The organism is Aquirufa sp. TARAVU-A1A, from assembly GCF_054558675.1.
In genome coordinates this window covers 69,713-94,665 of record NZ_JBPXKP010000008.1, presented here as the reverse complement: position 1 = coordinate 94,665, position 24,953 = coordinate 69,713, and the positions used below count along the sequence as shown (strand labels likewise).

General features: G+C 42.1%; 22 protein-coding genes. 13 read left to right on the top strand and 9 right to left on the bottom strand.

Annotation, left to right across the window (positions count from 1 at the left end; genetic code table 11):
- Positions 1–146: 146 nt before the first annotated feature.
- Entirely contained in the window at positions 147–1,577 is a 1,431-nt protein-coding gene (locus tag V7S75_RS11235; protein ID WP_459513957.1) for a circularly permuted type 2 ATP-grasp protein, read from the bottom strand.
- Between the two features lie 162 nt (positions 1,578–1,739).
- Here V7S75_RS11235 and V7S75_RS11230 point away from each other — a divergent pair, with 162 nt between their 5' ends.
- A complete protein-coding gene (locus V7S75_RS11230; protein ID WP_459513955.1) occupies positions 1,740–2,234 on the top strand; it encodes a methylated-DNA--[protein]-cysteine S-methyltransferase in 495 nt (164 codons plus the stop codon).
- Positions 2,235–2,236: 2 nt separating this feature from the next.
- Positions 2,237–3,895 carry a PHP domain-containing protein gene (locus tag V7S75_RS11225; protein ID WP_459513953.1) on the top strand — a complete coding sequence of 553 codons (1,659 nt, stop codon included), beginning with the start codon at positions 2,237–2,239 and terminating at the stop codon, positions 3,893–3,895.
- Here V7S75_RS11225 and V7S75_RS11220 read toward each other — a convergent pair.
- The gene (locus tag V7S75_RS11220) at positions 3,892–4,611 is read right to left on the bottom strand and encodes an LOG family protein (RefSeq protein WP_459513952.1); all 720 of its coding nucleotides are present in this window, start codon (positions 4,609–4,611) and stop codon (positions 3,892–3,894) included. The genes V7S75_RS11225 and V7S75_RS11220 overlap by 4 nt on opposite strands.
- A gap of 75 nt (positions 4,612–4,686) precedes the next feature.
- On the opposite strand from V7S75_RS11220, the gene rpiB reads away from it, so the two are divergent.
- Complete coding sequence (gene rpiB / locus V7S75_RS11215) at positions 4,687–5,130, top strand: ribose 5-phosphate isomerase B (RefSeq protein WP_459513950.1); 444 nt, start codon at positions 4,687–4,689, stop codon at positions 5,128–5,130.
- Here rpiB and V7S75_RS11210 read toward each other — a convergent pair.
- Positions 5,127–6,497 carry a DUF6427 family protein gene (locus tag V7S75_RS11210; protein ID WP_459513948.1) on the bottom strand — a complete coding sequence of 457 codons (1,371 nt, stop codon included), beginning with the start codon at positions 6,495–6,497 and terminating at the stop codon, positions 5,127–5,129. The two genes, rpiB and V7S75_RS11210, sit on opposite strands and share 4 nt — an antisense overlap.
- A gap of 90 nt (positions 6,498–6,587) precedes the next feature.
- Between V7S75_RS11210 and rbfA the strand changes: the two genes are divergently transcribed.
- A complete protein-coding gene (gene rbfA / locus V7S75_RS11205) occupies positions 6,588–6,968 on the top strand; it encodes a 30S ribosome-binding factor RbfA (RefSeq protein WP_459513946.1) in 381 nt (126 codons plus the stop codon).
- Positions 6,969–7,063: 95 nt separating this feature from the next.
- On the top strand, positions 7,064–8,203 hold the full coding sequence (locus tag V7S75_RS11200) for an ABC transporter permease (RefSeq protein ID WP_459513944.1): 1,140 nt from the start codon (positions 7,064–7,066) through the stop codon (positions 8,201–8,203).
- On the opposite strand, the gene V7S75_RS11195 is transcribed toward V7S75_RS11200, so the two are convergent.
- The 5 genes from V7S75_RS11195 to V7S75_RS11175 are packed head-to-tail and all read right to left on the bottom strand — an operon-like array spanning position 8,196 to position 12,036.
- The gene (locus V7S75_RS11195; protein WP_459513943.1) at positions 8,196–9,428 is read right to left on the bottom strand and encodes a dicarboxylate/amino acid:cation symporter; all 1,233 of its coding nucleotides are present in this window, start codon (positions 9,426–9,428) and stop codon (positions 8,196–8,198) included. The genes V7S75_RS11200 and V7S75_RS11195 overlap by 8 nt on opposite strands.
- A 1-nt stretch (position 9,429) precedes the next feature.
- Positions 9,430–9,879: an SRPBCC family protein gene (locus V7S75_RS11190; RefSeq protein WP_459513942.1), complete on the bottom strand. Its 450-nt coding sequence runs from the start codon at positions 9,877–9,879 to the stop codon at positions 9,430–9,432.
- Positions 9,879–10,160 (bottom strand): hypothetical protein, encoded by a 282-nt coding sequence (locus V7S75_RS11185; RefSeq protein ID WP_459513940.1) that lies wholly within the window; start codon positions 10,158–10,160, stop codon positions 9,879–9,881. Before V7S75_RS11185 ends, V7S75_RS11190 begins: the two co-directional genes overlap by 1 nt.
- A gap of 4 nt (positions 10,161–10,164) precedes the next feature.
- Positions 10,165–10,836 (bottom strand): hypothetical protein, encoded by a 672-nt coding sequence (locus V7S75_RS11180; RefSeq protein ID WP_459513938.1) that lies wholly within the window; start codon positions 10,834–10,836, stop codon positions 10,165–10,167.
- A 42-nt stretch (positions 10,837–10,878) separates the two neighbouring features.
- The gene (locus V7S75_RS11175; protein ID WP_459513936.1) at positions 10,879–12,036 is read right to left on the bottom strand and encodes a class I SAM-dependent methyltransferase; all 1,158 of its coding nucleotides are present in this window, start codon (positions 12,034–12,036) and stop codon (positions 10,879–10,881) included.
- 51 nt (positions 12,037–12,087) lie between these two features.
- On the opposite strand from V7S75_RS11175, the gene V7S75_RS11170 reads away from it, so the two are divergent.
- The 5 genes from V7S75_RS11170 to truA all read left to right on the top strand — a co-directional run bounded on the left by V7S75_RS11170 (position 12,088) and on the right by truA (position 18,582).
- On the top strand, positions 12,088–12,567 hold the full coding sequence (locus V7S75_RS11170; RefSeq protein WP_459513934.1) for a (2Fe-2S)-binding protein: 480 nt from the start codon (positions 12,088–12,090) through the stop codon (positions 12,565–12,567).
- A 2-nt stretch (positions 12,568–12,569) separates the two neighbouring features.
- The gene (locus tag V7S75_RS11165) at positions 12,570–14,768 is read left to right on the top strand and encodes a xanthine dehydrogenase family protein molybdopterin-binding subunit (RefSeq protein WP_459513932.1); all 2,199 of its coding nucleotides are present in this window, start codon (positions 12,570–12,572) and stop codon (positions 14,766–14,768) included.
- On the top strand, positions 14,769–15,341 hold the full coding sequence (locus V7S75_RS11160; protein WP_459513931.1) for a nucleotidyltransferase family protein: 573 nt from the start codon (positions 14,769–14,771) through the stop codon (positions 15,339–15,341).
- A 247-nt stretch (positions 15,342–15,588) separates the two neighbouring features.
- Entirely contained in the window at positions 15,589–17,820 is a 2,232-nt protein-coding gene (gene purL, locus V7S75_RS11155) for a phosphoribosylformylglycinamidine synthase subunit PurL (RefSeq protein WP_459513929.1), read from the top strand.
- Positions 17,821–17,826: 6 nt separating this feature from the next.
- Positions 17,827–18,582 (top strand): tRNA pseudouridine(38-40) synthase TruA, encoded by a 756-nt coding sequence (gene truA / locus V7S75_RS11150; RefSeq protein ID WP_459513927.1) that lies wholly within the window; start codon positions 17,827–17,829, stop codon positions 18,580–18,582.
- On the opposite strand, the gene radA is transcribed toward truA, so the two are convergent.
- A complete protein-coding gene (gene radA / locus V7S75_RS11145; RefSeq protein ID WP_459513926.1) occupies positions 18,557–19,936 on the bottom strand; it encodes a DNA repair protein RadA in 1,380 nt (459 codons plus the stop codon). The genes truA and radA overlap by 26 nt on opposite strands.
- A gap of 107 nt (positions 19,937–20,043) precedes the next feature.
- Between radA and V7S75_RS11140 the strand changes: the two genes are divergently transcribed.
- Genes V7S75_RS11140 through V7S75_RS11130 form a run of 3 tightly spaced genes read left to right on the top strand, consistent with a single transcriptional unit; the run spans position 20,044 to position 24,800 of the window.
- Positions 20,044–20,724: a porin family protein gene (locus tag V7S75_RS11140; RefSeq protein ID WP_459513924.1), complete on the top strand. Its 681-nt coding sequence runs from the start codon at positions 20,044–20,046 to the stop codon at positions 20,722–20,724.
- Between the two features lie 6 nt (positions 20,725–20,730).
- Positions 20,731–21,756 (top strand): phenylalanine--tRNA ligase subunit alpha, encoded by a 1,026-nt coding sequence (pheS, locus tag V7S75_RS11135; protein WP_459513923.1) that lies wholly within the window; start codon positions 20,731–20,733, stop codon positions 21,754–21,756.
- A gap of 59 nt (positions 21,757–21,815) precedes the next feature.
- Positions 21,816–24,800, top strand: coding sequence for a glycosyltransferase family 117 protein (locus V7S75_RS11130; RefSeq protein ID WP_459513921.1), 2,985 nt, complete (start codon positions 21,816–21,818; stop codon positions 24,798–24,800).
- Positions 24,801–24,953 lie beyond the last annotated feature (153 nt).

Sequence of the window (24,953 nt, the reverse complement as noted above, 5' to 3'; positions counted from 1 at the left end):
AGGATCAAACGGGGCGAAAGCCCCGTTTGAATTTGTAGAGACGCGAAGTATCGCGTCTCTACAGTCTAAAGTCCAACGTCCAGTGTCCAAAACGTCTAATAGGCGAAGTATCGCGTCTCTACACTTCAACGTCTAATGTCCAACGTCTAATAAAGCACCCACGTATCCTTCGAACCACCTCCCTGCGAGGAGTTTACCACCAGGGAACCTTTTCGCAAGGCCACCCGCGTTAACCCACCAGGCATTACTTTTACCCCATCGCCATACAGGATGTATGGTCGTAAATCGACATGCCGACCTTCCGCATGGTCTTCGATCAAACAGGGTACGCGTGATAAAGAAATCGTAGGTTGGGCAATGTAGTTCCTTGGGTTTGCCAAAATCAATGCCTTGAATTTTTCTTGCTCTTCTTGGGTCGACTTGGGTCCGATCAACATGCCATATCCGCCTGCTTCATTCGCCTCTTTAACCACTAATTTTTCAATGTTGGCCAAAACATAAGCTCGATCTTCTTCTTCCGAACAAATATAGGTTTTGACATTTTGAATGATCGGTTCTTCATTCAGGTAGTATTTGATGATGCGTGGAACATAGGCGTAAATCACCTTATCATCAGCGACACCTGTTCCCGGGGCATTAGCAATCGCGACTTTCCCATTTTTATAAACATCAAAAATGCCTGGGATCCCAATCATCGAATCGGGATTAAAGACGGTCGGGTCTAAAAAGGTATCATCGATCCGACGGTAAATCACGTCCACAATTTGGAAGCCTTTCGTTGTTCGCATTTTGACATAACCTTCATGAACCACCAAATCCCGGGCATCCACTAATTCAACACCCATTTGTTGGGCCAAATACGAATGCTCAAAATAAGCCGAATTATAGATTCCAGGCGTTAACACCACCACCGTCGGTTCCGGTCGGTCGCTGATGAATCGCAACATTTCCAATAACTTATGTGGATAATCTGAAATCGGCCGAATCTGCGTTTTTGCAACGACCTCTGGAAAGGTTTGCTTCAACAATTCTCGGTTTTCCATCATATACGAAACGCCCGACGGACAACGTAAATTATCCTCTAAAATCATGTATTCCCCATCGGCTCCCCGAATTAAATCCGTTCCCGTGATATGGATATAAATGTTTTTGGCAGGTTTAATCCCAATGCAAGGCCTTAAAAAGTCTTTGGATGACTCAATGACTTCTGCGGGAATAATTCCGTCTTTGATGATCTTTTGATCCGAATAAATATCGTTCAAGAAAAGATTTAATGCCGTAATTCGTTGAATTAGCCCCTTTTCGATCTTCTCCCATTCCTTGGCTTCCACGATGCGGGGAATAATATCAACCGGCATGATGCGCTCGGTTCCTTCATTTTCCGCATAGACATTGAACGTAATACCCATGGCCATCAAAGCACGCTCTGCTGATTGCTGCCTACGGGTAAATTCTTCTTGTTTTAATTGCTCGACGCGTTCCTTGAAATGGGAGTAACCCTGACGAACCTCGCCGTTCTCATTGAACATTTCGTCGTAAAATCCCTCGGTATCGTATTGGTCAAATGTGAAATTCATACGCTTGATATTTTGATTAAATGCTTGATATGCAAATAATTTAGAATTTTAAATTTACAATTGGTCCTCTGGCTTTACGTATTTTGAAAACTTAGTCGGAAATTTCAGTTAATTACCAAAATTTTACAATTTAAACCGCAATTTTGGGCGTAATTTTACGGCATGGTTTTATTAAACTTCCTCTTTTTTGCAAGTCCCATCGGGGCAATTCGAGTGGAATATACCCAGCAAGGTATTTCGAGCCTTCGATTTGTCGAACACATGGGAGAGAATCACACGGATAATCCCGCGCTTGAGCAATTGATTCTCGCCGATTTACAAGGCTATTTTACCCAAAAGAATTATGTGTGGAAATGTGCTGTTGCCCCACATTTGGGGACCGAATTTCAAGAAAAAGTTTGGAATGCCTTGCATGAGATTCCTGCAGGGGAGGCCTGGACTTATCGGGATATTGCCCTTAAAATCGGCCAAGTGAAAGCCGCGCAAGCGGTAGGGAATGCCAATGGTCAAAACCCAGTTTTATTGCGCATCCCCTGTCATAGGGTCATCGGTTCCAATGGGGCGATGGTCGGCTATGCCGGTGAATTATGGCGCAAAGAATGGCTTTTGAATCATGAAGGCTATGCCGGATTAAACCAACAAATGTCTTTATTTTAAGCATGGAGAACGAACAAATTGTAGACGCCCTCGAGCTCTTAGTTAAATTATGGGATGTGCATGGGATCAACGAGTTTAAAAGCAAAAACCTCAGCTTTGCGGCACGAGGTTTAGATAAATTTGCTGGCCGGATTGCGAATTGTGATCAAGATGCGCTGTATGCCATTCCTGGGGTAGGGAAAGTCGTTGTTCAAATTGTACAAGATATTGCACAAACAGGAACTTGCGCCGACATGGATGCCATGATTGAGCAAACACCTCCGGGGATTCTAGACATATTAAAAATTAAAGGTTTAGGTCCTAAAAAAGTCGGAGTAATCTGGCGCGAATTGGGGATAACAGAATTAGATGATTTGTTGGCGGCCTGTCATGCCAATCAGCTTGAACAACTTAAAGGATTTGGCAAAGCGATTCAAGAAAATGTCAAAACCTATATTTTATTTCTCAAAGAAAATAGCCGCAAATTACGTCTGGATAAGGCGGGTAAATTAAGCCAACACCTCTTAAGTTTGTTGGAGCCACTATTTCCTCAAATTTCAGTTTCAGGTGAATTGAGCCGAAATTGCGAAGTGATTTCGAGCCTTGTATTTATCGCGGAAACTGCCGACATGTTCGGTGCGCAGGGATTGATCGAGGGGATAGCGGGTATGCAAACGGATTTTCAGCAATCCTCGCCGTTTACCTGGCGCGGACATATGGATGGGCATTTGATTCCCATTGAGATTCATTTTGCGGATGCAACTCAATTAGGTAGTTTACAATTTCAATTAGGTTCGAATCCGGAGCATTTGGCACAGGTGAATTTTTTCCAACAGAAAAACATTCAATCAGTCGAATCGATTTATGCTTCTCAAAACCTTCCTTTTATCGTTCCGGAGATGCGCGAAGGATTCAAGGAATTCGAATGGGCTACCAAACACCAAAATGCGGATTTAATTGAATTAGCTGATTTAACGGGTTGTTTGCATAATCACTCAACCTATTCCGATGGCAAGAATACGCTATTGGAAATGGCAGAGGCTTGTCGGGACTTAGGTCTGACCTATTTTGGCATTGCAGACCACTCGCAGTATGCGGCTTATGCGGGAGGATTGAAGGAAGAAGATATCATCCGCCAACATGCCGAAATCGATGCCTTGAATCAACAATGGACTGATTTTCAGATCTTAAAGGGAATCGAAGCTGATATCTTGCCCGATGGAAGCTTGGATTATAATGACCGAATTTTGGCAACCTTTGATTATGTTGTTGCTTCGGTACATGCCCAATTGGTGATGGATCAAGAACGCGCCATGGGCCGATTGATCAAAGCTATTGAGAATCCCTATACGAGTATCTTAGGTCACCCAACAGGCCGTTTGTTATTAACAAGAAATGGGTATCCGATTGATGCAAGCAAGATTTTAGATGCCTGCAAAGCTAACGGCGTAAGTATTGAATTGAATGCAAGCCCTTATCGTTTGGATTTGGATTGGCGCCATATTTATGAGGCGATGGATAAAGGTGTCTTCGTTTCTATCAATCCGGATGCACATAAAATCGAAGGACTGAAGGACATGGAATACGGCGTTCGGGTTGGCAGAAAGGGCGGCTTATTGAAAGCCTTAACCCTAAATGCCTTACCGCTACATGAACTGAAAGCCTTTTTTGCGAAGGCCTAAAAATTGGGTTTTAATAAGTATTTCGCGTAGAATTCATCGATGATTCGGACAGCATCCGTTGGTGTATCTACGATGGAGAAGTACTCTAAATCCTCTTCATGAATATTACCATGTTGGACCATCGTCGTTTTCATCCATTCAAATAAGCCTGTCCAGTATTCAGTACCTACGAGAACTACGGGGAAACGACCAATTTTGTGCGTTTGAATAAGTGTCAACGATTCGAACATTTCATCCAAAGTGCCAAAGCCCCCCGGCATGATGATGAATCCTTGCGAATACTTCACAAACATCACTTTTCGAACGAAAAAGAAATCAAAATTGATATTCTTGTCGTGGTCAATATAAGGGTTAGGCGTTTGCTCAAAAGGAAGTTCAATATTCAATCCTACGGAACGTCCCCGTTCACTTTTCGCCCCTTTATTACCTGCTTCCATGATTCCGGGTCCACCACCTGTGATGACTCCATAGCCATGACGGACAAGTTTCGCTGCAATTTGTTCCGCTATTTGATAATATTTGTCCTCGGGTTTGGTTCGTGCTGAACCGAAAATACTTACACAAGGGCCTATTTTAGATAGTTTGTCGATTCCCTCGACGAATTCACTCATGATTTTAAAAATTCGCCAAGACTCTTCTGATTTTATTTGAGCCCAGGTTTTGTCACCGAAAACCTTCTTAATTCGGTCTTCATCTTCTCTCCATTGATCGGTCATAATTTATCTGTTTGAACATTGGCAAATGTAAGGGATATCAGCTTACCTTTGTTAAAATTATTTACGCCTTTTTTTATGAGCTTAGCAAAATCATTCGCCGTAGGTGGCGATCACGCAGGATTCGATTACAAAGATCAATTAATTGATTTTTTAAAAGCCCAAGGAATTTCGGTAAAAGACTGCGGTACCTATTCCGCTGATTCTGTGGATTATCCTGATTTTGCACATCCGGTTGCGGAGTCTGTGGAAAAGGGCGAATCAACTTTCGGTCTATTGCTTTGTGGCAGTGCGAATGGGGTGGCGATTACGGCCAATAAACACCAAGGTATTCGTGCGGGATTGGCTTGGAATGTGGAAGTAGCCCAATTAGTTCGTCAGCACAACGATGCGAATGTACTTTGTTTACCTGTTCGTTTTATTTCCTTGGAAGAAGCTAAAGCTTGTTTGCAAGCATTTATCGATACGCCTTTTGAAGGTGGTCGGCACGCAGGGCGTGTAGGTAAAATTGCTTGTTGCTAATTTACGCGTTTATATAGGTGATTATTCATTTCCTGATACCTTGATTGTAGGTAGGGGAGGTAGATTTGCACGCGCTTAAATTTTCCGGAAGGATCATAGATGTAGTTAGGAGGATCTTGCGTCATGTATTGATCCAACAATACGATTGTTTTAAATTGATCTAATTCATCAAAAATGGATTTGGATAATTCCCAATTGACAAATGGACCAGCCATTTGATTGTAGCGATAGGCCTCGATTTGGGGTCCTAATACCATCAGTTTTTCATTGCGAATTGAAATCTCAGAAGCTTTAATACGTTTATTTTCTTGAAGCTTCCAATCCCATTGAAGGGAGATGTATGTCAATCCCAACATAAGCCAAAGCATCAATTCTCGAACCCAATATTTCTTCAACAAGAAAAAACTATTCAAACTGAAATAGGCTAATGCTGGTAGGAAGAAAAGTACATTATTACTCGAGGTAGCTGGCAAAGTGAAAATCACGATGAAGCCTGTGAAGATCCAAATCAAATTAGTTTGTTGAGCTTTTTGGCCTGTGGATTTAATCTTAGGATTCTCGACTACCTTCCAAAAGCCAAATATGGCAAAGCCTAAGGCAGGAATATACGCCCAAGCCATTTCTTTTACTTGTTCCCAAGCAGGTGCATGAAATTGAATAGCTGAGTCCTGAAATACTTGAATCAAATAGGGGAAATTGCCATGGTATGTGGAAACTAAGCCAGTTATGATATTGATGATCAGGAAACCAACGAGCACCAAAAGCATTTGGCGGATATTGATCCCTGAGTAAAATACCAAACTTAAAATCCCCCAAAAGATAAATAGAAAGTAGCTCGGGTAACATAATCCCGCAGCGCCAATGAAAAGTCCAATCAAGAAAACACGGTCATCTACATTTAAGGTACTTTGCTGCTTGACGATTTCTTGCCAGGCCAACATCAAAAATGTCAAACCTAGAAGAGCTGCCGAGGGTATGATGAATTCCAAAGAGAAATGGAAAAATACGGCATAGATGAAAAATGGTAAATAGCCCATCGGAGGCATTAATTCAAAGCGTTGTATCGTACGCTGGAAAATAAAAGCTTGAAAAATAATTAATCCTGTTGCCCAATATGCATTCATCGAAAGTGGAATCGATAGGACATCAAGCAGTTGAAAGAAACCTACCGCAAAAGGCCCTGAATTATCCCGAATATCTTGATACATCCGAAAGCCTTCATTCAGTTTTTGCCCGATCAAATGGTTCTTTAATTCCCAATAAAAAGGTTCAATGTCCGCCTGCACAAAGAGAAATGTAGCCAATCCCCAGATCACCAACATGATTATTAGTGGAATAGATGCGTTAGAACGTAGAAATTGGAACATAATTGAATTTTGAATTCGCTAAATTACGGTGATTCCAATTATTATTGTGAAATTTGTGAGATTTTTGAGTAGAAAAGCATCGGAGCAAATATGGAAAGTAAACGTCAACAAAAGTTTGGGAGACAAATCCAAAAGGATTTAAGTGATATCTTTCAAAAAGAATTTAGAGAGCTGTTCGGCAACGCGATGGTCACGGTGACGGATGTAAAAGTGAGTCCAGATTTGTCAGTTGCTCGTGTTTACTTGAGTTTCTTGTTGGCCGACAACGTCAATCAAATCATGTATGCCTTATCCGAGAAGAACAAAGCTATTCGAAATGCCTTGGCCAATCGGATCCGGAAACAAGCACGTATTATTCCACATTTAGGGTTCTATTTGGATGATACGGCCGCCTATGCTGCTAAAATCGAAGCTTTGTTCGAGGGCTTAGTTATTCCGCCATCGGACGGAATTCCATCTGAAGAATTATAATTCGCTTTCCCGTGAATCTATCCTTATTTATTGCAAAAAGGTATTTTTTTTCAAAAAGTAAGGCGAGTTTTATCTCCCTCATTTCTCGAATTTCCATGATCAGTGTGGGAGTCGAAGTGATGGCACTTATTCTAATTTTATCCGTTTTCAATGGTTTAGAGGATTTTCAAAAGGGACTCTTCAAAACCTTTGACCCTGATTTACGCATTTTATCTGCTGAACATCAACGGTTACAATTGAACGACTCCCAAGTTGCGTCTATACGTGCTGTCCCGGGCATCGCTTACATTAATCCTGTGTTAGAAGATCAAGGTCTCATTCGCTTTGATCAAAAACAATTGGTTGTCCGTTTCAAAGGGGTAGATTCCTCATTTCTTGCTGCCAATCGTCTTAAAAGGCAAGTAGTGGAAGGGGAGTATTTTATTGGCGATTCTACCCAGGCTTTCGCACTCGTGGGCATTGGGGTGTTCTTGAATATGGGGATGAGCTTTGAGAATACGGTGGAACCGATTCAAGCTTGGTATCCGGATCATGATCGCCTGCGTCGCTTTGCAATTAGCGAAAATACGATCCGTAGTCAGACCTTTTTTCCGTCCGCTGTGCTGGAAGTGGAACAGAATTTTGATAACCAAACGGTAATCGTTCCTTTGGCCTGGATGGAATCACTTGTAGGTTCACCAGGAAGTCGCTCTGCTTATGAAATCATGTTAGCTGAAAATGTTGATGATATTCAAGTAAAAGCAAGACTGAGTGAAATATTGGGTAAAGATTACACAGTTCAAACGCGTGATGAGCAGCATGAATTGCTCTTGAAAGCCATCAAAATCGAGAAACTATTCGTATTTCTAATCATGGCTTTTGTCATGGGAATTGCTTCTTTTACCCTTTTCTATTCGCTTTCATTATTGGTGATCGAAAAGCGAAAAGATCTTCGCTCGCTCATGGCCATGGGAATCACACCGAATCAATTACTTAAAAGCTTTCTTTTTCTGGGCTTGATTATCAGCTTTTCTGGAGCTATCGTAGGGATGTTGTTTGGATTCGCACTGGCATGGGCTCAGCAACAATTTGGGATAGTTCCTTTAGGAATTCCGAATGCGTTAATTGATGCCTACCCGATTCAATTGCATGCGATGGATTTTGTTTGGACAGCCGTTGCCGTCATCATCATCACCTTCATCGCATCCATTTTTCCAGCCCGCAAAGCGGTTCAAATGACGTTTGAAATTAAGTAGTAGGCGTAAATTCTCCTTCCCACTTCGAAACCACACAAGTCGCTACTCCATTTCCAGCGACTGAAGTCACTGTTCTACCCATATCTAAGAAAGGATCCACACCCAATAATAAGGCGATGCCTTCAGCAGGTAGATTGAACATGGTTAAGGTCCCTGCAATGATAACAAGGGATGCACGTGGAACCCCAGCGATACCTTTGGACGTAATCATCAAGGTTAATAACATGGTGATTTGCTGCTCCAAGCTTAAATGGACGCCATAGGCTTGCGCGATGAATCCCGTCGCGAATGTCATGTACAACATCGAACCATCCAGGTTGAAGCTGTAACCTAGCGGTAAAACAAATCCTACAATCCGACGACTACAACCAAATTTCTCTAAAGCTGCGATGGTCTGAGGAAATGAAGCTTCCGAACTTGCGGTAGAAAAAGAGATCAATAGGGCCTCTTTTAATTCCTTCATTAACTTCCAATAATTGATTCCGTTCACGGCAGCGATTATCCACAGGATGACCGTTGTAAAGAACAAAAGGCCGCCCATGAAACAAATCATTAAGTAACCATAACTGATAAGTATACTCAATCCTTTATTAGCTACAACGGTTGTCATGGCAGCAAATACCGCATAAGGTGCCACTTCCATCACATAATTCACCATTTTGAAAACCACCTCTGCCAAGTTTTCAATGACATGGATTAGGCGTTTACCTGTTTCACCAATGGATCCCAAGGCAACCCCAAAGAATAGCGAGAAGATCACAATCTGTAGAATTTCATTTTCAGCTAATGCTTTAAAGAAACTGTCGGGAAAGATGTGTAAGATGAAATCTTCTAAACTCTTTGCTTTACTTGCATCAATTCCCGTTTCGGTCCCTGCGCTTGGTTTAGGCCATGATTGTAAACTTCCAGGTTTCGTTACATTCACCACGACCAATCCAGTCACAAGCGAAAGAATTGTAGCAAAATAGAAATACCCAATGGTTTTGATACCGATACGTCCCACGGCCTTGAAATCGCCTAATTTGGCAATACCTACGACCAAGGTACAAAAGACCAATGGGCCTACAATCATTTTGATTAAGCGCAAAAAGATCTTGGAGATCACTTGAACTTTACTCGCAATATCATGGCTCACTTCTGGGGTAAGGGTGATGAATAAATATTCACCTAGAGCGAGTCCTAAGACAAATCCAATGATGATTTTTTGCGTTAAACTTAGTTTCATGTTATTGAGGTTGATGTAGGTACTTTTTATAAAGAGGTAATCGATATACAATCATTCCCCAAATTAAAGGAAATAATAGCCAATCTAAAAGTTTGTAATTTGTTTGAAATTGAATTTTGTCAATGATAGCACTTTCTTTTGCTGAAATCGACTCGATTCGATGTTCATGTCGCCAAGTCTTCATGCCAAAGGGTACACGAGTACCTTCATCAACAAAAACATACGAAGTTGCATCTGCTTGAAATGCCGTAATTCGGGAATGCCAACGCGTTTTGTAAATAAGAAAGTCTAATTCAATGCATACTTCATCATTTACCTGACAGCCATCAAATTGAATAATTCGAGCGATCGGAAATGGAGGCGAAAGTTTGCCTAATAAATGTTGGTCAAATTGGCTCCAGACATAAGGTAAGGAGGCAGGGACCCGACAAGTGATTTGGAAGTTCGGCATTAAAAGTGTGCCAAAATCTTAAGTAAGAATCCGCCAATGGCCTTCATACCCATAATCAAATATGCACCCCATGGCGAATTAGTAGATTTTTCTTCTTCTGATTTAACTTGCGTAGTTGCCGATTCCTGTGCGTACAGATTAACCTGTTTTTGTTTCCGTGCAAGTGAATCTGTTTGTATGGTTTTTGTTTTAGGATGCAATACGGCATATTCAACCATCCCAAAATTGCCGAACAATAGGGGAGCTGCCAACATGAAAAGAATTAGACGAATTTTTTTCATCGTGTTAGTTTACTTTTTTCTTTGCTGCTTCAAATTTTTGCATTTGCTGGATAATCGCTTCTTCATTTGCTTTTTGATCCAGTTTATTTTGTTCTTGATTCGCAAGAATTTTCTCTTTCTCTATTTTAGTTTCCTCTAGACGCTTTGTCAATAATTCTGTTTGGCGTTTGTTGGAATCCAATTCGCGGATCATCCGCTCAGCAGCTTTTTGTTGCTTTGTTTTTGTAGCAATTAAGTCGTTTAAGGCCTTTTCTTGCGTACGAACATCTTCTTCTAAATTGATGATTTTGACAAATTCTTCCAACCAATCACTCGCATCGCGGTATTTTTCATGCCCATTTTGAATGTAGGTGTCAGGTCCTGTAGATATAGAAACAAATAGTTTGGTCTTGTTTTTCTCTTCGCTAGTCTTCGATAACAAGGTTAATCCATCCTTTGAAATATCGGAAATCTTCGCTTGATAAACATTTATCGCACCGCCTCGACCGGCTTCTACCTTACCAAACTTTTTCAAATAGTTCTTCCACGATTCAATCACATATTTTTCTTCTGAATTGATGTAGGTATAGAATCCTTCTTTTTTAGCTCTTTCAATTTCGTCCATACCCGTGAATACTTGACCAAAAAGGGAAATGCTTGAAAAAATTAGGACGCTTGCTAGAATGAATCTTTTCATGGAACGTTGATTTTATGGAATGTAATGAGCAAAGGTATATCTTTAAGGACACTTTTTGCACAAGATTAACTCATTTTTTTCTTCACTGTTTTGGATGGCAAATAGAGTGAATTCGCCTCCATCTTTTAATTTTAGTTTAGTCCTGAGTGCATCTGCCTTTAAAGGAAAATTCTTTGTGCTAATATTGGCACGAAAGTCGGGAAGATGCGCTTTCAACCAATTGGGTTGCACGGGCCCTGTCGCAATTCGTTCAAATTTTTTTCCTGGGAACGCCGACTGATAAGCATCTGAACTATATAAATGCGTATGCTTACCTAATTGCCAAATTTCTCCCCCTTGTACTAATTTGAAAAAACCAGCTTTTAAGAGCGCGGGATGTGCCTCATAAACATAAGCCCCCACTTTTTCAATGCGCAAGTTTGCTTCGCGTTCTTCAGAAAGCTTGCCACTGAAAAACGATTCAGGTGAATTAGCTAATTCAACGATTTCAATGTCAGGATCTAAACTGGATTGTCCCGACTTGATAAATAACAACTCCTTGACTTCTTGTTGGTATGCAACTACATACACCTTTTCTACACCTCCTAATTCCTGTATCGCCCTGCTGATGTCCAAAACAGGACTTGTTTTAATTAAAATCTTGCAAGTATTTGAAGCCTTATCGAGCAGGTCTAATACATTCGGTTGGCAATCTTTAAACAAGATGACTTTATTTCCTTGCGAATCCCTTCGAGCGGGGTCCACATAGATCCAATCAAAATCTTGCTCCAAATGATCTAACCCATTCCCTTGAATATGCGTGACATTTTGCAAGCATAAAACTTGGTGGTTGTATCGTGTATGTTCCGCAAGTTCAGCTTGTTGCTCCACATAGGTAACATGTTTACATGTTTGAGCAAATGCCCAAGTGTCCACACCCATGCCTCCTGTAATGTCAATCAAATTCCCTTGAACAAGCCTTGCCTTGAAAAGGGCAGTAGCCTCAGAGGATGCCTGTTCCAATGATATTTGTTGGGGGAAACAGATGGCAAGATTAGTGGTCCAAACGGGTAATTTTTCGGCTAATTTTTGTCGAGCCTGTATTTGGCCTGCCAGTTTTTTGATATCCAATTCGGGATATTTTTTTGCCGACAAAGCGATACGACTCGCGTCTTGTTGTAGATGTTCCTGAATGAATTTTATTTCTTCGGGTAGAAGCATACAACAAAAATAGAATGTTTATTGTAAATTTAGCTGTATAAACTTATTCATATGTCGATTTATCAGTTAACTGTTAATAAGAAAAAGCATCGCGTCGATGTCGATTCTGATACACCTTTACTTTGGGTCATTCGTGATGTCATCGGATATACCGGTACAAAATTTGGATGTGGGATGGGATTATGTGGGGCTTGTACCGTCTTATTGAATGGTTCACCCATTCGTTCTTGTTCGACTCCGGTGTCTACGTTAAAGCCAACTGATAAAATTACGACCATTGAAGGTTTGTCGGAAAAGGCTACCCATCCTGTGCAAGAAGCGTGGGTGGAAGCGCAAGTTCCTCAATGTGGCTATTGCCAATCAGGTCAAATCTTAGCTGCCTCTGCTTTATTGGCTTCAAATCCGAATCCAAGTGATGAGGATATCGATACAGCCATGGCGGGAAATATTTGTCGTTGCGGTACCTACACTCGGATGCGTCAAGCGATTCATTCAGCAGCCAAGAAAATTCAAAACACTAAAAAATCATAAACATGAAAACATCATCTTCACGTCGTGATTTTTTACGCATTAGCACGACATCTGCTTTCGTTTTGGCATTAGGCTTTTCTTCCGACAGCAAAGGAAAGTTATTAAAAAAGGTAAGTACAACTGGGGTTCAGATTAACCCGTATATCAATATTAATGAGGCAGGAAAAGTAACCTTATTTAATCCGCGTCCGGATATGGGACAAGGGACTTACCAAATCCTTCCGATGTTATTGGCCGAGGAATTAGATATTCCTTTGGAACAAGTAGAGATTCAAATGACGGATGGTTCCGATCGTTTTGGTTCACAACTATCTGGCGGTTCTTCTTCTGTTCGTACGCGTTGGATTCCTTTGCGTACAGCTGGGTCAACGGTACGTGAAATGCTTGTGCAAGCCGCGGCAAATCGTTGGAAAATTTCCTTGGACGATTGTTCTACAAAGGATGGATTTGTCATCAATAAGCTTTCTCAAGCTAAATTGTCCTATGGCGAATTAGTGGAAGAGGCGTCACATCTACCGGTACCTACAAAACCGAAATTAAAATCATTTACCGAGTTTACGCAGTTGGGGAAACCATCCATGCGTCCGGATGTTCCTGCGAAAGTAGATGGTACAGCTATTTTTGGTATGGATGTACAATTACCTGGCATGTTGTATGCGAGTATTGTGCATTCGCCAACGATCTATGGCAAGGTGCAGTCTTATGATGCGACTAAAGCTATGGCTGTTAAAGGCGTTCGTTTTGTATTGAAAACCGAACGTGTGTTTTTCCATGGTCCTTATTCGGAATCGAATGGATTTGACCAAAAACTTAGAGGAAAAGCTGAAGCGATTGCCGTTGTCAGCGAATCATATTGGTCGGCATTAAAAGCAAAGAAACTCATTCAGGTTTCTTGGAATGCTTTAGGCTTTGGCGAAACGGCAACAGAGCAATATTTTAATCAGGCCAAAGCTGCCGCATTACATGAAGGCAATGAATATAAAGATGCCAAAGTGGGTGATTTTGCGAAGGCCTTACAATTATCAGATTATAAAGTTCAGGGTACCTATCAAACGCCTTTCATGTCGCATGCACCTATGGAGCCATGTAATGCAACGGTATTTGTTCAAGGGGACCAAGTAGAAGTTTGGGCACCGATTCAAGGCCCCGACGGATTGGTCAATGATTTAGCTACCTATTTGGGTGTCAAGCGTGAAAATATCAAGATAAATGTCACCTTTATGGGTGGGGCTTTTGGTCGGAAAGCGGTGTTTGATTTCGTGATGCAAGCGGCCCATTTATCCAAGCAGGTGAATGCGCCAGTGAAGGTTATTTGGACACGTGAAGATGATATCCAACAAGGCCCTTACCGACCAGGCATGATATCAGCCATGCAAGGAGGATTGGATAAGGATGGAAATGTGTTGGCTTTTGAACATCGTTTGAATGGCGCATCGATCATGGCGTCAGTATTTAAGGCCGACATGCGTAATAATCCGGATCCTTGGGCGGGGGAGGGAATCAATTTAGAGGATAGTCCTTATGCTTTTCCGGCTCGTCGGAATTCATTTAATTGGATAGATCCTCAAATGCCTGTTTTGTGGTGGCGTTCTGTATATGCGTCAACCAACGTATTTGCGCAAGAGTCCTTCATGGATGAATTGGCAGTCGAGGGAGAAAAAGATCCATTGGATTTACGTTTACACTTATTGCGCGATGCTCCTAAGTTTGTGGCGGTTTTAAATAAATTAGCTGAAATCTCTGATTATCGTACCAAACGTAAGCAAGGTGTTTCCATCGGAATTGCCATTGCTCGTTCGTTTGCGAGTATCGTCGCGCATGCCATTGTTGTTGAAAAGCAAAAATCTGGTGGTGTAAAGATTAAGCATGTTTATTCTGTAATTGATTGTGGATTCCCTTTGAATCCAGATAATATTAAAGCGCAGGTAGAAAGTAATATTGTATATGGTTTATCCGCTGCGGTTTGTAATCAAATTACACGGACACACGGAAAAACTGATCAAAGTAATTTTCATGAGTATACCGTTTTACGCCAAGGTGAAATTCCGGCATCAACCATTTATGTAATGCCAAGTCAGGATGAACCAGGCGGGGTAGGAGAACCCGGTTTGCCACCTATTGCTCCAGCTTTATGTAATGCCATTTTCTTAGCTACGGGAAAACGTGTGCGTACACTTCCATTCGATTTAAGTTCGATATAGATGGTTGGCATAATTTTAGCCGCAGGGGCATCATCTCGCTTGGGAGAAGCGAAACAACTATTGGTTTATCAAGGCCAAAGTCTGTTAGAGCGATCAATTCGCTTGGCTTTTTCTGTGTGTCAAGATGTGTTGGTTTGCCTGGGATCAGAGGTGGTTCAGTCTGTTCAAATTGTGGAAAATTTGAAAAAAGAGTTTCCCAACTTATCTTATGTTCAGGTGATTGAATGGGAGAAAGGGATGGGGGAGACGCTTGCGGCTGGACTCAGAGCAGTAGATATGTCTCGCGATGTATTGGTTTTATTATGTGATTTGCCATTTTTGACAAATGCTCATCTGAGGAATTTGACTTCGTTGGCAAATCCGAATCGAGCCATCGTAGCCTCATTCCAGGGAGTTAATTCTCCACCTGTATTAATTCCGGCAGCATTGAGGCATTTGTTTGCCCATTGGAGCGGAGATCAAGGATTGGGTAAATTTTGGCGCCAAAACCCCATGCTTTGTGAAATTGTACACTTCTCGGATAAGTTTAGGGATGTCGATGTTCCGGAGGATCGGGAATATTGGGGGATATGAGAATTAGACGTTGGACGTTAGACGTTAGACTGTAGAGACGCGATACTTCGCGTCTAGTCCCCAGACTGAAGTCTGGGGTTATTTTATAGCCCTAGGCTTTAGCCTAGGGTTTTGGGGTTATAAATGTTCATCACTTCCCTACATTTTTGATTTTTACCAGACATTTTTCTCGGCTCTCTTAACGAAATTTATTACCTTTGTGGCTTATTGCGTCGATGCAACAACATTTCTTAATTAACATATAAGCGTGGAATCTAACGAAAGCCTACCAACCGTAGAAACAGCCAAAAAATTGGGATTATTGCCTGAAGAATATGATCGTATTCAGGAGATTTTAGGTCGTAAACCGAATTTTACGGAGTTATCGATTTTCTCTGTCATGTGGTCAGAACACTGCAGTTACAAAAACTCCATTGTTTGGTTGAAGACTTTACCAAAAGATTCACCGCGTATGTTAGCCAAAGCCGGCGAAGAAAACGCAGGTTTAGTGGATTTAGGTGATGGTTTAGGTTGCGCATTTAAAATTGAATCCCACAATCACCCGTCCGCGTTAGAACCTTATCAAGGTGCTGCAACAGGGGTAGGGGGTATCAACCGTGATATTTTCACGATGGGTGCTCGGCCAATTGCTCAGTTGAATTCCTTGCGTTTTGGAAACATCGATTTGGCCAAAACGAAATGGTTGGTAAAAGGTGTTGTGAAAGGAATTGGGGATTATGGAAATGCTTTTGGTATCCCAACAGTGGGTGGCGAGGTGCAATTTGATGATTGCTACAACGTAAATCCTTTGGTCAATGCCTTTTCAGCAGGTATATTAAAAGTAGGAACGCAAGCTTCAGCTATCTCTTATGGTGTAGGTAACCCGGTATTTATCGTAGGTTCTGCGACTGGAAAAGACGGAATTGGTGGTGCAAGTTTTGCTTCAGAGGATATTACAGCAAAGTCGACAGAGAAATTACCAGCGGTTCAAGTTGGGGATCCTTTCCAAGAGAAATTATTACTAGAAGCGTCTTTGGAAATCATTGAAGCGGGTTGTGTGATTGGTATTCAAGACATGGGTGCGGCAGGTATTATCTGTTCCACTTCTGAAATGTCTGCCAAAGGAGAGCACGGAATGATCATCGATCTTTCGAAGGTTCCAACGCGGCAAGCAAACATGAAGCCTTTTGAGATTTTATTATCTGAGTCACAAGAACGTATGTTGATCGTCGTAGAAAATGGACGTGAAGCGGAGGCTAAGAAGATTTTCGATAAGTGGGATTTGAATTGTGAGCAAATTGGTACCGTAACAGATACCAAACGTTTGGAATTCTATCAAGATGGCGTTTTAGTTGCTGATGTTCCAGCGGATGATTTAGTATTGGGTGGAGGCGCACCAGTATATCACCGTGAATACAAAGAGCCTGCTTACTTCCAAGAGTTTAAGAAATTTGACATTAATTCAGTACAAGATATTCCAGTGGCAGAATTGCCAAAGGCATTTGATTTCTTAATGAATCACCCGAACATCGCTTCGAAGAAGTGGGTGGCGGAACAATATGATTCATCAATCGGTCGGGCGAATCGCAACACGAATGCGCCATCGGATGCAGGTGTTGTAAAAGTACATGGTTCAGACAAGTCGATCGTGATTACGGTAGATTGTAATTCTCGCTACGTGAACGCAGATCCAGAAGAAGGTTGTGCGATGGCGGTTGCGGAGGCGGCTCGTAACATTGTTTGTTCGGGTGGTACGCCTGTGGCAATTACCAACTGCCTTAATTTTGGTAATCCATACGTTCCAGAGGTTTACTGGCAATTCGTAGGAGCGATCAAAGGCATGAAAAAGGCTTGTGAGGCGTTCGAAACGCCGGTAACAGGTGGTAACGTGAGTTTCTACAACCAATCATCGGATGAAGGTCCGGTATTCCCAACGCCTACAATCGGTATGTTGGGTATCTTGGAGAAACCTGAAAACAAGATGACCTTGGATTTCAAGGCTGAAGGAGATTTAGTTTACTTGGTAGGAGAGTCTGTCAATGACATCGCTTCGTCTGAGTTCTTATATTCATACCGCAAGGTGAAGGCTTCGCCAGCACCGCATTTTGATTTGCCAACTGAGCAATTGGTTCAAAAAGGAATCTTAGGCTTAATCGAAGGTAAATTAATCCAATCCGCACACGATGTGTCAGATGGTGGTGTGTTAGTTACGTTAGCTGAATCTGCATTCCCACGTGGTTTAGGTTTCGATGTAAAATCGGTAGCAGGTATTCGTCAAGATGCGATGTGGTTTGGTGAGGCACAATCTCGTGTGATTGTATCTGTTGCTCCAGCGAAGCAAGCAGCTTTCGAAGCACATTTAGCTGGTTTAGGCGTTAAGTCGACCCAATTAGGTACCGTAAAAGGTACGGATATGGTGGTTGATGGCCAAGTGGTAAGTTCCTTAGCGAAGGCTTCGGGTTCTTATTTTACGGCTTTAGAAACTGCCTTAACAAAATAATTCAAGATGAGCCGCTATGCACTGCAATTCGCTTATGATGGCGGCTCGTTTCATGGATATCAGATCCAACCGAATGCACACAGCGTGCAGGCGGAATTAGAGGAAAAATTAAGTCTTTTATTGGGGGAAACAGTTGCGATCACGGGAAGCGGTCGGACGGATACCGGCGTGCATGCCGCGCATCAAATCGCCCATTTTGATACATCGGTTTCTATCGATGATAATCTCATCTACCGCTTGAATCGCATGCTTTCGCCGGCATTAACAGCACAAGCCATCTATGCGGTGGCAGATGATTTTCATGCCCGTTTTGACGCGACATCGCGTACCTATGAATACCGAATCACGCGGCATAAGGATCCATTTTTGCGTGATTTTGCCTATTGGTATGAGGCGGATTTGGATTTAAAGGCGATGAATGAAGCGGCCCAATTACTCTTGTCTCACACGGATTTCCAGTGTTTTTCCAAAGTGAAAACGGAAGTAAATACCTTTGAATGCACCATTATGCGTGCTTTTTGGGAGGAGCAAGGAGATCATTTAGTCTTTACGATCGAGGGTAATCGTTTCCTCCGTGGGATGGTCCGAGCGGTTGTTGGGACGCTGATGGAAATCGGGATGGGGAAATGGACCGCGGCCGATTTACAACGTATATTAGCCTCGAAAAGCCGACAAGAAGCCGGTCGGGCGGTGCCTGCCCATGGTTTGCATCTCGTGAAAGTGACCTATCCGGAGGCTAGTTTTGGCGCCAAATGTTCATGATGACATCCATCAAGCTGGCTGCTGATTTAATCTGAATGCTTTTGGGTTTGTAATTCAAGCCTTTCAAATTGTATTTTGAAATCCAAATTTCCTTGAATCCTAATTTTTCTGCTTCAGCGATGCGTTGATCGATGCGCGTTACGGAACGTAATTCGCCACCTAGGCCCACCTCCGCCGCGAAGCATTTGGAGGAATCTATAATTTTGTCCTCATACGAGGAAACGACCGAAAGGCAGGTTGCCAAATCCAAAGCGGGATCATCTACGCGAATTCCACCGGTAATATTCAAGAATACATCTTGCGAACTCAGTTTATATCCGCCACGCTTTTCAATCACAGCGAGTAGCATATTTAAGCGTTTTCCGTCGTAACCATTGGCGGTTCGTTGTGCAGTTCCGTAGGATGTGGTCGAAACCAATGATTGAATTTCCACCAATAGGGGGCGGTTGCCTTCCATCAATGTCCCGATCGCGACGCCCGAAGCCGGTTCGTCCCGCTGGGATAATAAGATTTCAGATGGATTCGTTACGGCGCGTAAGCCGGAGCCCAACATCTCATATATGCCTAATTCTGACGTGCTTCCAAAACGATTCTTTGTCGTGCGTAGGATGCGGTAGATCATGTGTCGGTCACCTTCAAACTGCAATACGGTATCCACCAAGTGTTCGAGGACTTTTGGTCCAGCGATAGATCCTTCTTTGGTGATGTGCCCAACAAGAAAAATAGGGGTATTCGATTCTTTGGCAAAACGCATTAATTCCAAAGCGCATTCGCGAATCTGGGAAACTGATCCTGGGCCGGATTCGATTTGATCCGAGAAAAGTGTCTGAATGGAATCGACGATGATTAGCTCAGGTTCAAGGTCCACTAAATGCTTGAAAATCGCCTGGGTATTCGTTTCCGTCAGGATATATAAGCTATCTGATTTTTTTTCAAGCCGGTCGGCGCGCAATTTGATCTGCTGTTCGGATTCCTCACCAGTCACATAAAGGACTTTGGTTTCCGTTAATGATAAAGCAACTTGCAACAACAAGGTTGATTTCCCGATGCCTGGTTCACCGCCGATTAAAACGAGGCTTCCAGGGACGATTCCGCCACCCAGGACCCGACTGAATTCGGTGTCATGGCAGGCGATTTTTGGTAGGCTTTCGAAGTCTACGTCTTGTAATAATTTCGGTTGGGGTTTGCTCCGAGCTTGCGTGGAAGTCTTCCAAACTTCTGCGGGATGGCTGCTTACTTCTACCAGTTCTTCGACAAAAGTATTCCACTCCTTGCAGGATGGACACTTGCCTAACCATTTGGGCGCTTGATGCCCACAAGATTGACAGAAAAAGGAAGTTTTAGCTTTAGCCACAGGTACATTTTATTAAGCTCCAAAAATACGCTTTTCGTTGGTTTTTTCTTTTTTTTCGGTTGAAAAAGGATAATTTTACTGTTTCATTTTAAAAGCTGTCAAAATCTATGCGTAAGCAATTTTGTTTTCTGCTACTCTTGGGAAGTTTGAGTAGTATTTCTACCCAAGTTTCGGCTCAATTTTTAATGCCCGCTAAAAAGATTACGGGTAATTTTTTTCGTTTAGGGATTAAAGGAGGGGTTAATATGGCTTCGTTAAAAACGGAGGGTTTGACTTACAATGGCCTTGGTAATTATGTGGTAGAAAATTTGAATGCTAAGACGGGATATGTGGCGGGTGCCTACATGCGTTTGGGGCGTAAAATTTACATTGAACCTGAGTTATTGGTATCTTATAAAAATGGCTCAATCAATGTGTTAAAGTCACTTTCTACGCAAAGTTTGCAGTTGGATATCAAGTATGTGAGTTTGGATGTGCCTATTTTGATAGGTTATCGTTTGGGTCCATTACACGTAATGGCTGGGCCAGTGGCTTCATATAGTTTAAATGCAGATAATTCGATCGCAGAAGCCATAGGTACGAATTTAGGAAGCTTGCAGGCGGCTACGACAAAGGCATACTTTTCATACACAGCGGGTGCAGGAATTGATTTGTTGGGCTTAACGCTTGATGTGCGATATGAAGGTAATTTTACGGATTTGTCTAAGACAATCCCTTTACCTCAAGGTGTGAATTTTTCTCAAAAGGCTTCCTTGTGGCAAGCGACTTTGGGGATGAAAATATTATAATTTTTTATGAACGAACAGATACAAGCGATTCAAGCGGAAGTTGAATCATTTTTGATTAGCAATGAATCGGAATTAGAGCAATTTCGAATTGCATATGTGGGAAGAAAAGGCCGATTGGCGGCATTGTTTGATGGGTTAAAAGATGTACCTGCAGAGAATCGTCGGGAAGTAGGTCAAGCCTTGAATGCCTTGAAACAATTGGCGGAAGGGAAGTTTGCCTTGGCACAAGAGGCCTTTGCAGATAGTAATTCATCTGTACAAGTTCCGGATGATTTGACCTTAACGGATCCGGTCCAACACGGTTCGATGCACCCGTTAACGATTGTTCGTGCACGTATTTTGGAGATTTTCAATCGGATGGGTTTTTCCGTATCAGATGGTCCTGAAATTGAAACCGATTTTTACAATTTTACAGCCTTAAATTTTCCGCCAAATCACCCGGCGCGTGAAATGCAGGATACTTTTTTCATTGAAAAAGGGAAGGGTGAAATTCAAGATGATGTCTTATTGCGTACGCATACGTCCAACGTCCAAGTGCGTTTGATGCAATACCAAAAGCCGCCAATTCGTTCGATTATGCCGGGTCGTGTTTTTCGTAATGAGGCTATCTCAGCGCGTGCACACTGCTTGTTTCATCAAGTAGAAGGTCTTTATGTGGATGAAGAGGTAAGTTTCAAAGACTTAAAAGATAGCTTATACCATTTCGCGAAAGAGATGTTTGGAAAGGATACCAAAGTTCGTTTCCGTCCATCGTATTTCCCTTTTACGGAGCCAAGCGCTGAGATGGACATTACGTGTTTGCTTTGCAAAGGCGATGGCTGTAATGTTTGTAAACAAGCAGGTTGGGTAGAAATTGGGGGAGCCGGTATGGTGGATCCCAATGTCCTTGAAAACGTAGGGATTGATTCGAAGAAATATTCAGGCTTTGCCTTTGGTATGGGAATTGAGCGGATTACGATGCTTAAATATCAAATCAAAGACCTTCGATTATTTACGGAAAATGACGTTCGTTTCTTACGCCAATTTAATTAACAAGAATTAACCTGATGGATTGATTTCAATCCCTTTTATTTGAGTTTTAATTTCAAACTATGCAGCATTTTCAACGCAATAATAACCTCGTCGGTTGGATTGTTTTTCTCATTTCACTTGTCACGTATACCTTAACGGTTGAGCCTACCGCATCCTTTTGGGATTGTGGGGAATTCATCGCTTGTGCGTATAAATTACAAGTTCCGCACCCTCCTGGGGCACCACTTTTCTTGTTGATTGGTCGGATGTTCTCATTCCTTGCTATGGGCGATGTGACGCGTGTAGCCTTCTGGATCAACATGATGTCGGTCGTTTCCAGTGCTTTCACAATCTTGTTCATGCATTGGACGATTGTGATGATCGGTCGGAAAGTGTTGAATAAACCCTTCGCTGAATTATCGAAATCAGAAGGAGGAATCTTATTGCTTTCGGGAGCTGTTGGGTCCTTGGTTTATGCATTTTCAGATACATTTTGGTTCTCTGCGGTAGAAGCTGAGGTGTATGCGATGTCCTCTTTCTTTACTGCAATTGTCGTTTGGGCTGCGTTTAAATGGGAATTGGTGGAAGATGAGGCGACTGCTAATCGTTGGATATTATTCATCGCTTATTTGGTTGGTTTGTCCATCGGTGTCCATTTATTGAACTTGGTTACCTTGCCTGCTTTGGCCTTATTGTGGTATTTTAAGAAGGAGGGCAAGCCTACCTACAAAGGTGGTTTCATTGCGGTAATGGCTGGTTTATTCATTCTGGGAATTATCAATTCAGGTATTATTCCAGGTTTGCCATCGGTGGCATTCTGGTTTGAATTACAGTTTGTGAACAACTTAGGAATGGGTTATGGTTCTGGGGCAATTTTCTTCTTGATCTGCCTTTTAGCGGCTGTGGTTTTTGGTATTCGTTATTCATATGCACATGGGAAATTGCTATTGAACATGGCCTTGTTTTCGTTTGTGTTTTTATTGATTGGGTATTCGACATATACAGTTGCCTTGGTGCGTTCGGGCTATAATCCACCGATCAACGAGAATGATCCGAGTAACATTTTGAACTTCTTGAAATACCTAAAGCGTGAGCAATATGGTTCTCGTTCTTTGTTGTACGGTCCTGTTTATACGGCCCAAATTGAGGATTTCAAGAAAGGGGAGGATGTTTACAAGATGAAGGATGGTAAATATGTGGTTTATACGAATAAGCCAGAATATGTTTATCAGAAGGACCAACAAATGTTGTTGCCGCGTGTTTGGAGTAATTCAGGCTCACATGTGCAGATGTATCAGGATATGTTGGGCATTCCTGCAGGTCAAAAACCGAGCTTTGGCGATAACCTCCGTTTCATGTTTACACACCAGTTGGGCAACATGTACACGCGTTACCTGTTATGGAACTTCATCGGTCGGGAAAATGACCTAGAAGGCGCCTATGCGATTTCAAATCCTTTTGAGGATACGTCCAAATTGCCCGATGTATTAAAGAACAACAAGGCGCGTAACAATTACTATTATTTGCCAATCATCTTGGTGCTATTAGGCTTCTATTTATTGTATCGCAAGGATGAGAAGGACTTTTTGGTGACCATCATGATGTTTGTGTTGTCGGGAGTTGCCTTAGCGGTATACTTAAATTCTCCGCCGGCAGAGCCTCGTGAGCGTGATTATATTTATGTGGGATCTTTCTATTTCTTAGCAATTTGGGCTGGATTGGGTGTCATGCAATTAGCCGAATGGTTAACGAAATTGATCAAATCTCCGCAGGTTCGTTGGGGTTTATTAGGCGTTTTAAGTTTCTCGGCGCCTGCTATTTTGGCCCAACAAAACTGGGATGATCACGATCGTAGCGGTCGCTACCACCAAATCGATTTTGCGAAGAATCTATTGAATTCTTGTGCACCGAATGCCATTTTGTTTACGGGTGGCGATAATGATACCTTCCCATTGTGGTATGTGCAAGAGGTAGAGGGTTTCCGTACAGATGTTCGGGTATGTAATTTGTCATTATTAGGGACGGATTGGTACATCGACCAAATGAAGCGCAAGACTTACGAGTCGGAGGCTTTACCAATCGCCTTAAAGAAGGATCAGTTCTTGGAAGGTGTGAATGATCAAATCATGTACAATGAGAGTCCAAACATTGCAGCGATGTCATTGCCTGATTTCTTGGATTTGTTGCATCGTGATAGTCCATCGATTCAGGCGCAAACGCAAGGCGGTGAAATGATTAATACCTTCCCATCGGATTCCTTGATTATTCCTGTGAATGTAGCACAGGTGGCGAATTCAGCTTGGTTCCCGAAAGAATTTGTGGGTTTTTTGTCGAATCAATTGGCTTGGAAATTACCTGCGAAAAACATTTTCAAGGGGGAATTAATCCAATTGGAAATTATCTCCAACAATGCGCAGCAGGGTTGGAAGCGTCCGATTTACTTCGCTTCGACATTGCCAGGTGATCAGTATTTAGGCTTAAAGGAAAGCATGCAGTTGGAAGGTTATGCGTACCGATTAATGCCATTTAAGATTTCCGGTGCCAAAGATGGTTTTGTGAATTCAAAAATCATGGCCGACAACATGTTGAACAAGATGTATTGGCGTGGATTGAATGATGATAAGATCTATTACCATGGAGACTTTTACATGGGTATCCCGAGTGTAACATTACGTTTGAGTACGTATCGTTTGGCAGATCAATTGATTCGTGAGGGAAATATTCCTTTGGCCAAGAAAGTGCTTAATCACTTGGATCAGGTAATGCCGGATAAGGTTATTCCTTATGATCAATTCTCTGCGAGCATGGTGAGTTTATTGATTGAGGTAGGAGATACATCAAAAGCTTTAGCTGTAGCCAAAACGATGATGGATCGTAATGATAAAGCTTTAGATTATTATTTGTCGGGCGGTATACGTTCGCACGATCGCGATATTCAGATTGCTTATTATGAGATGACAATCATTGCCTCTACTTTATCACAATCGAAGTTACCTGTGAATCAGTATCAAGAGCTTATTTCCAAGTTTTTAAAATGGAAAAATATATTTGATCCGGAAAAATAGTAGTTGGAAGAATTTGATAAGCCCTGGGAGATATCTTGGGGCTTTTTAATTGTTGGACGTTAGACGTTGGACTGTAGAGACGCGATACTTAGCGTCTATTAGAGGTTTGACTTTAGACATTGGTTAACTTATACTAACCGTTTAATTTTTTTT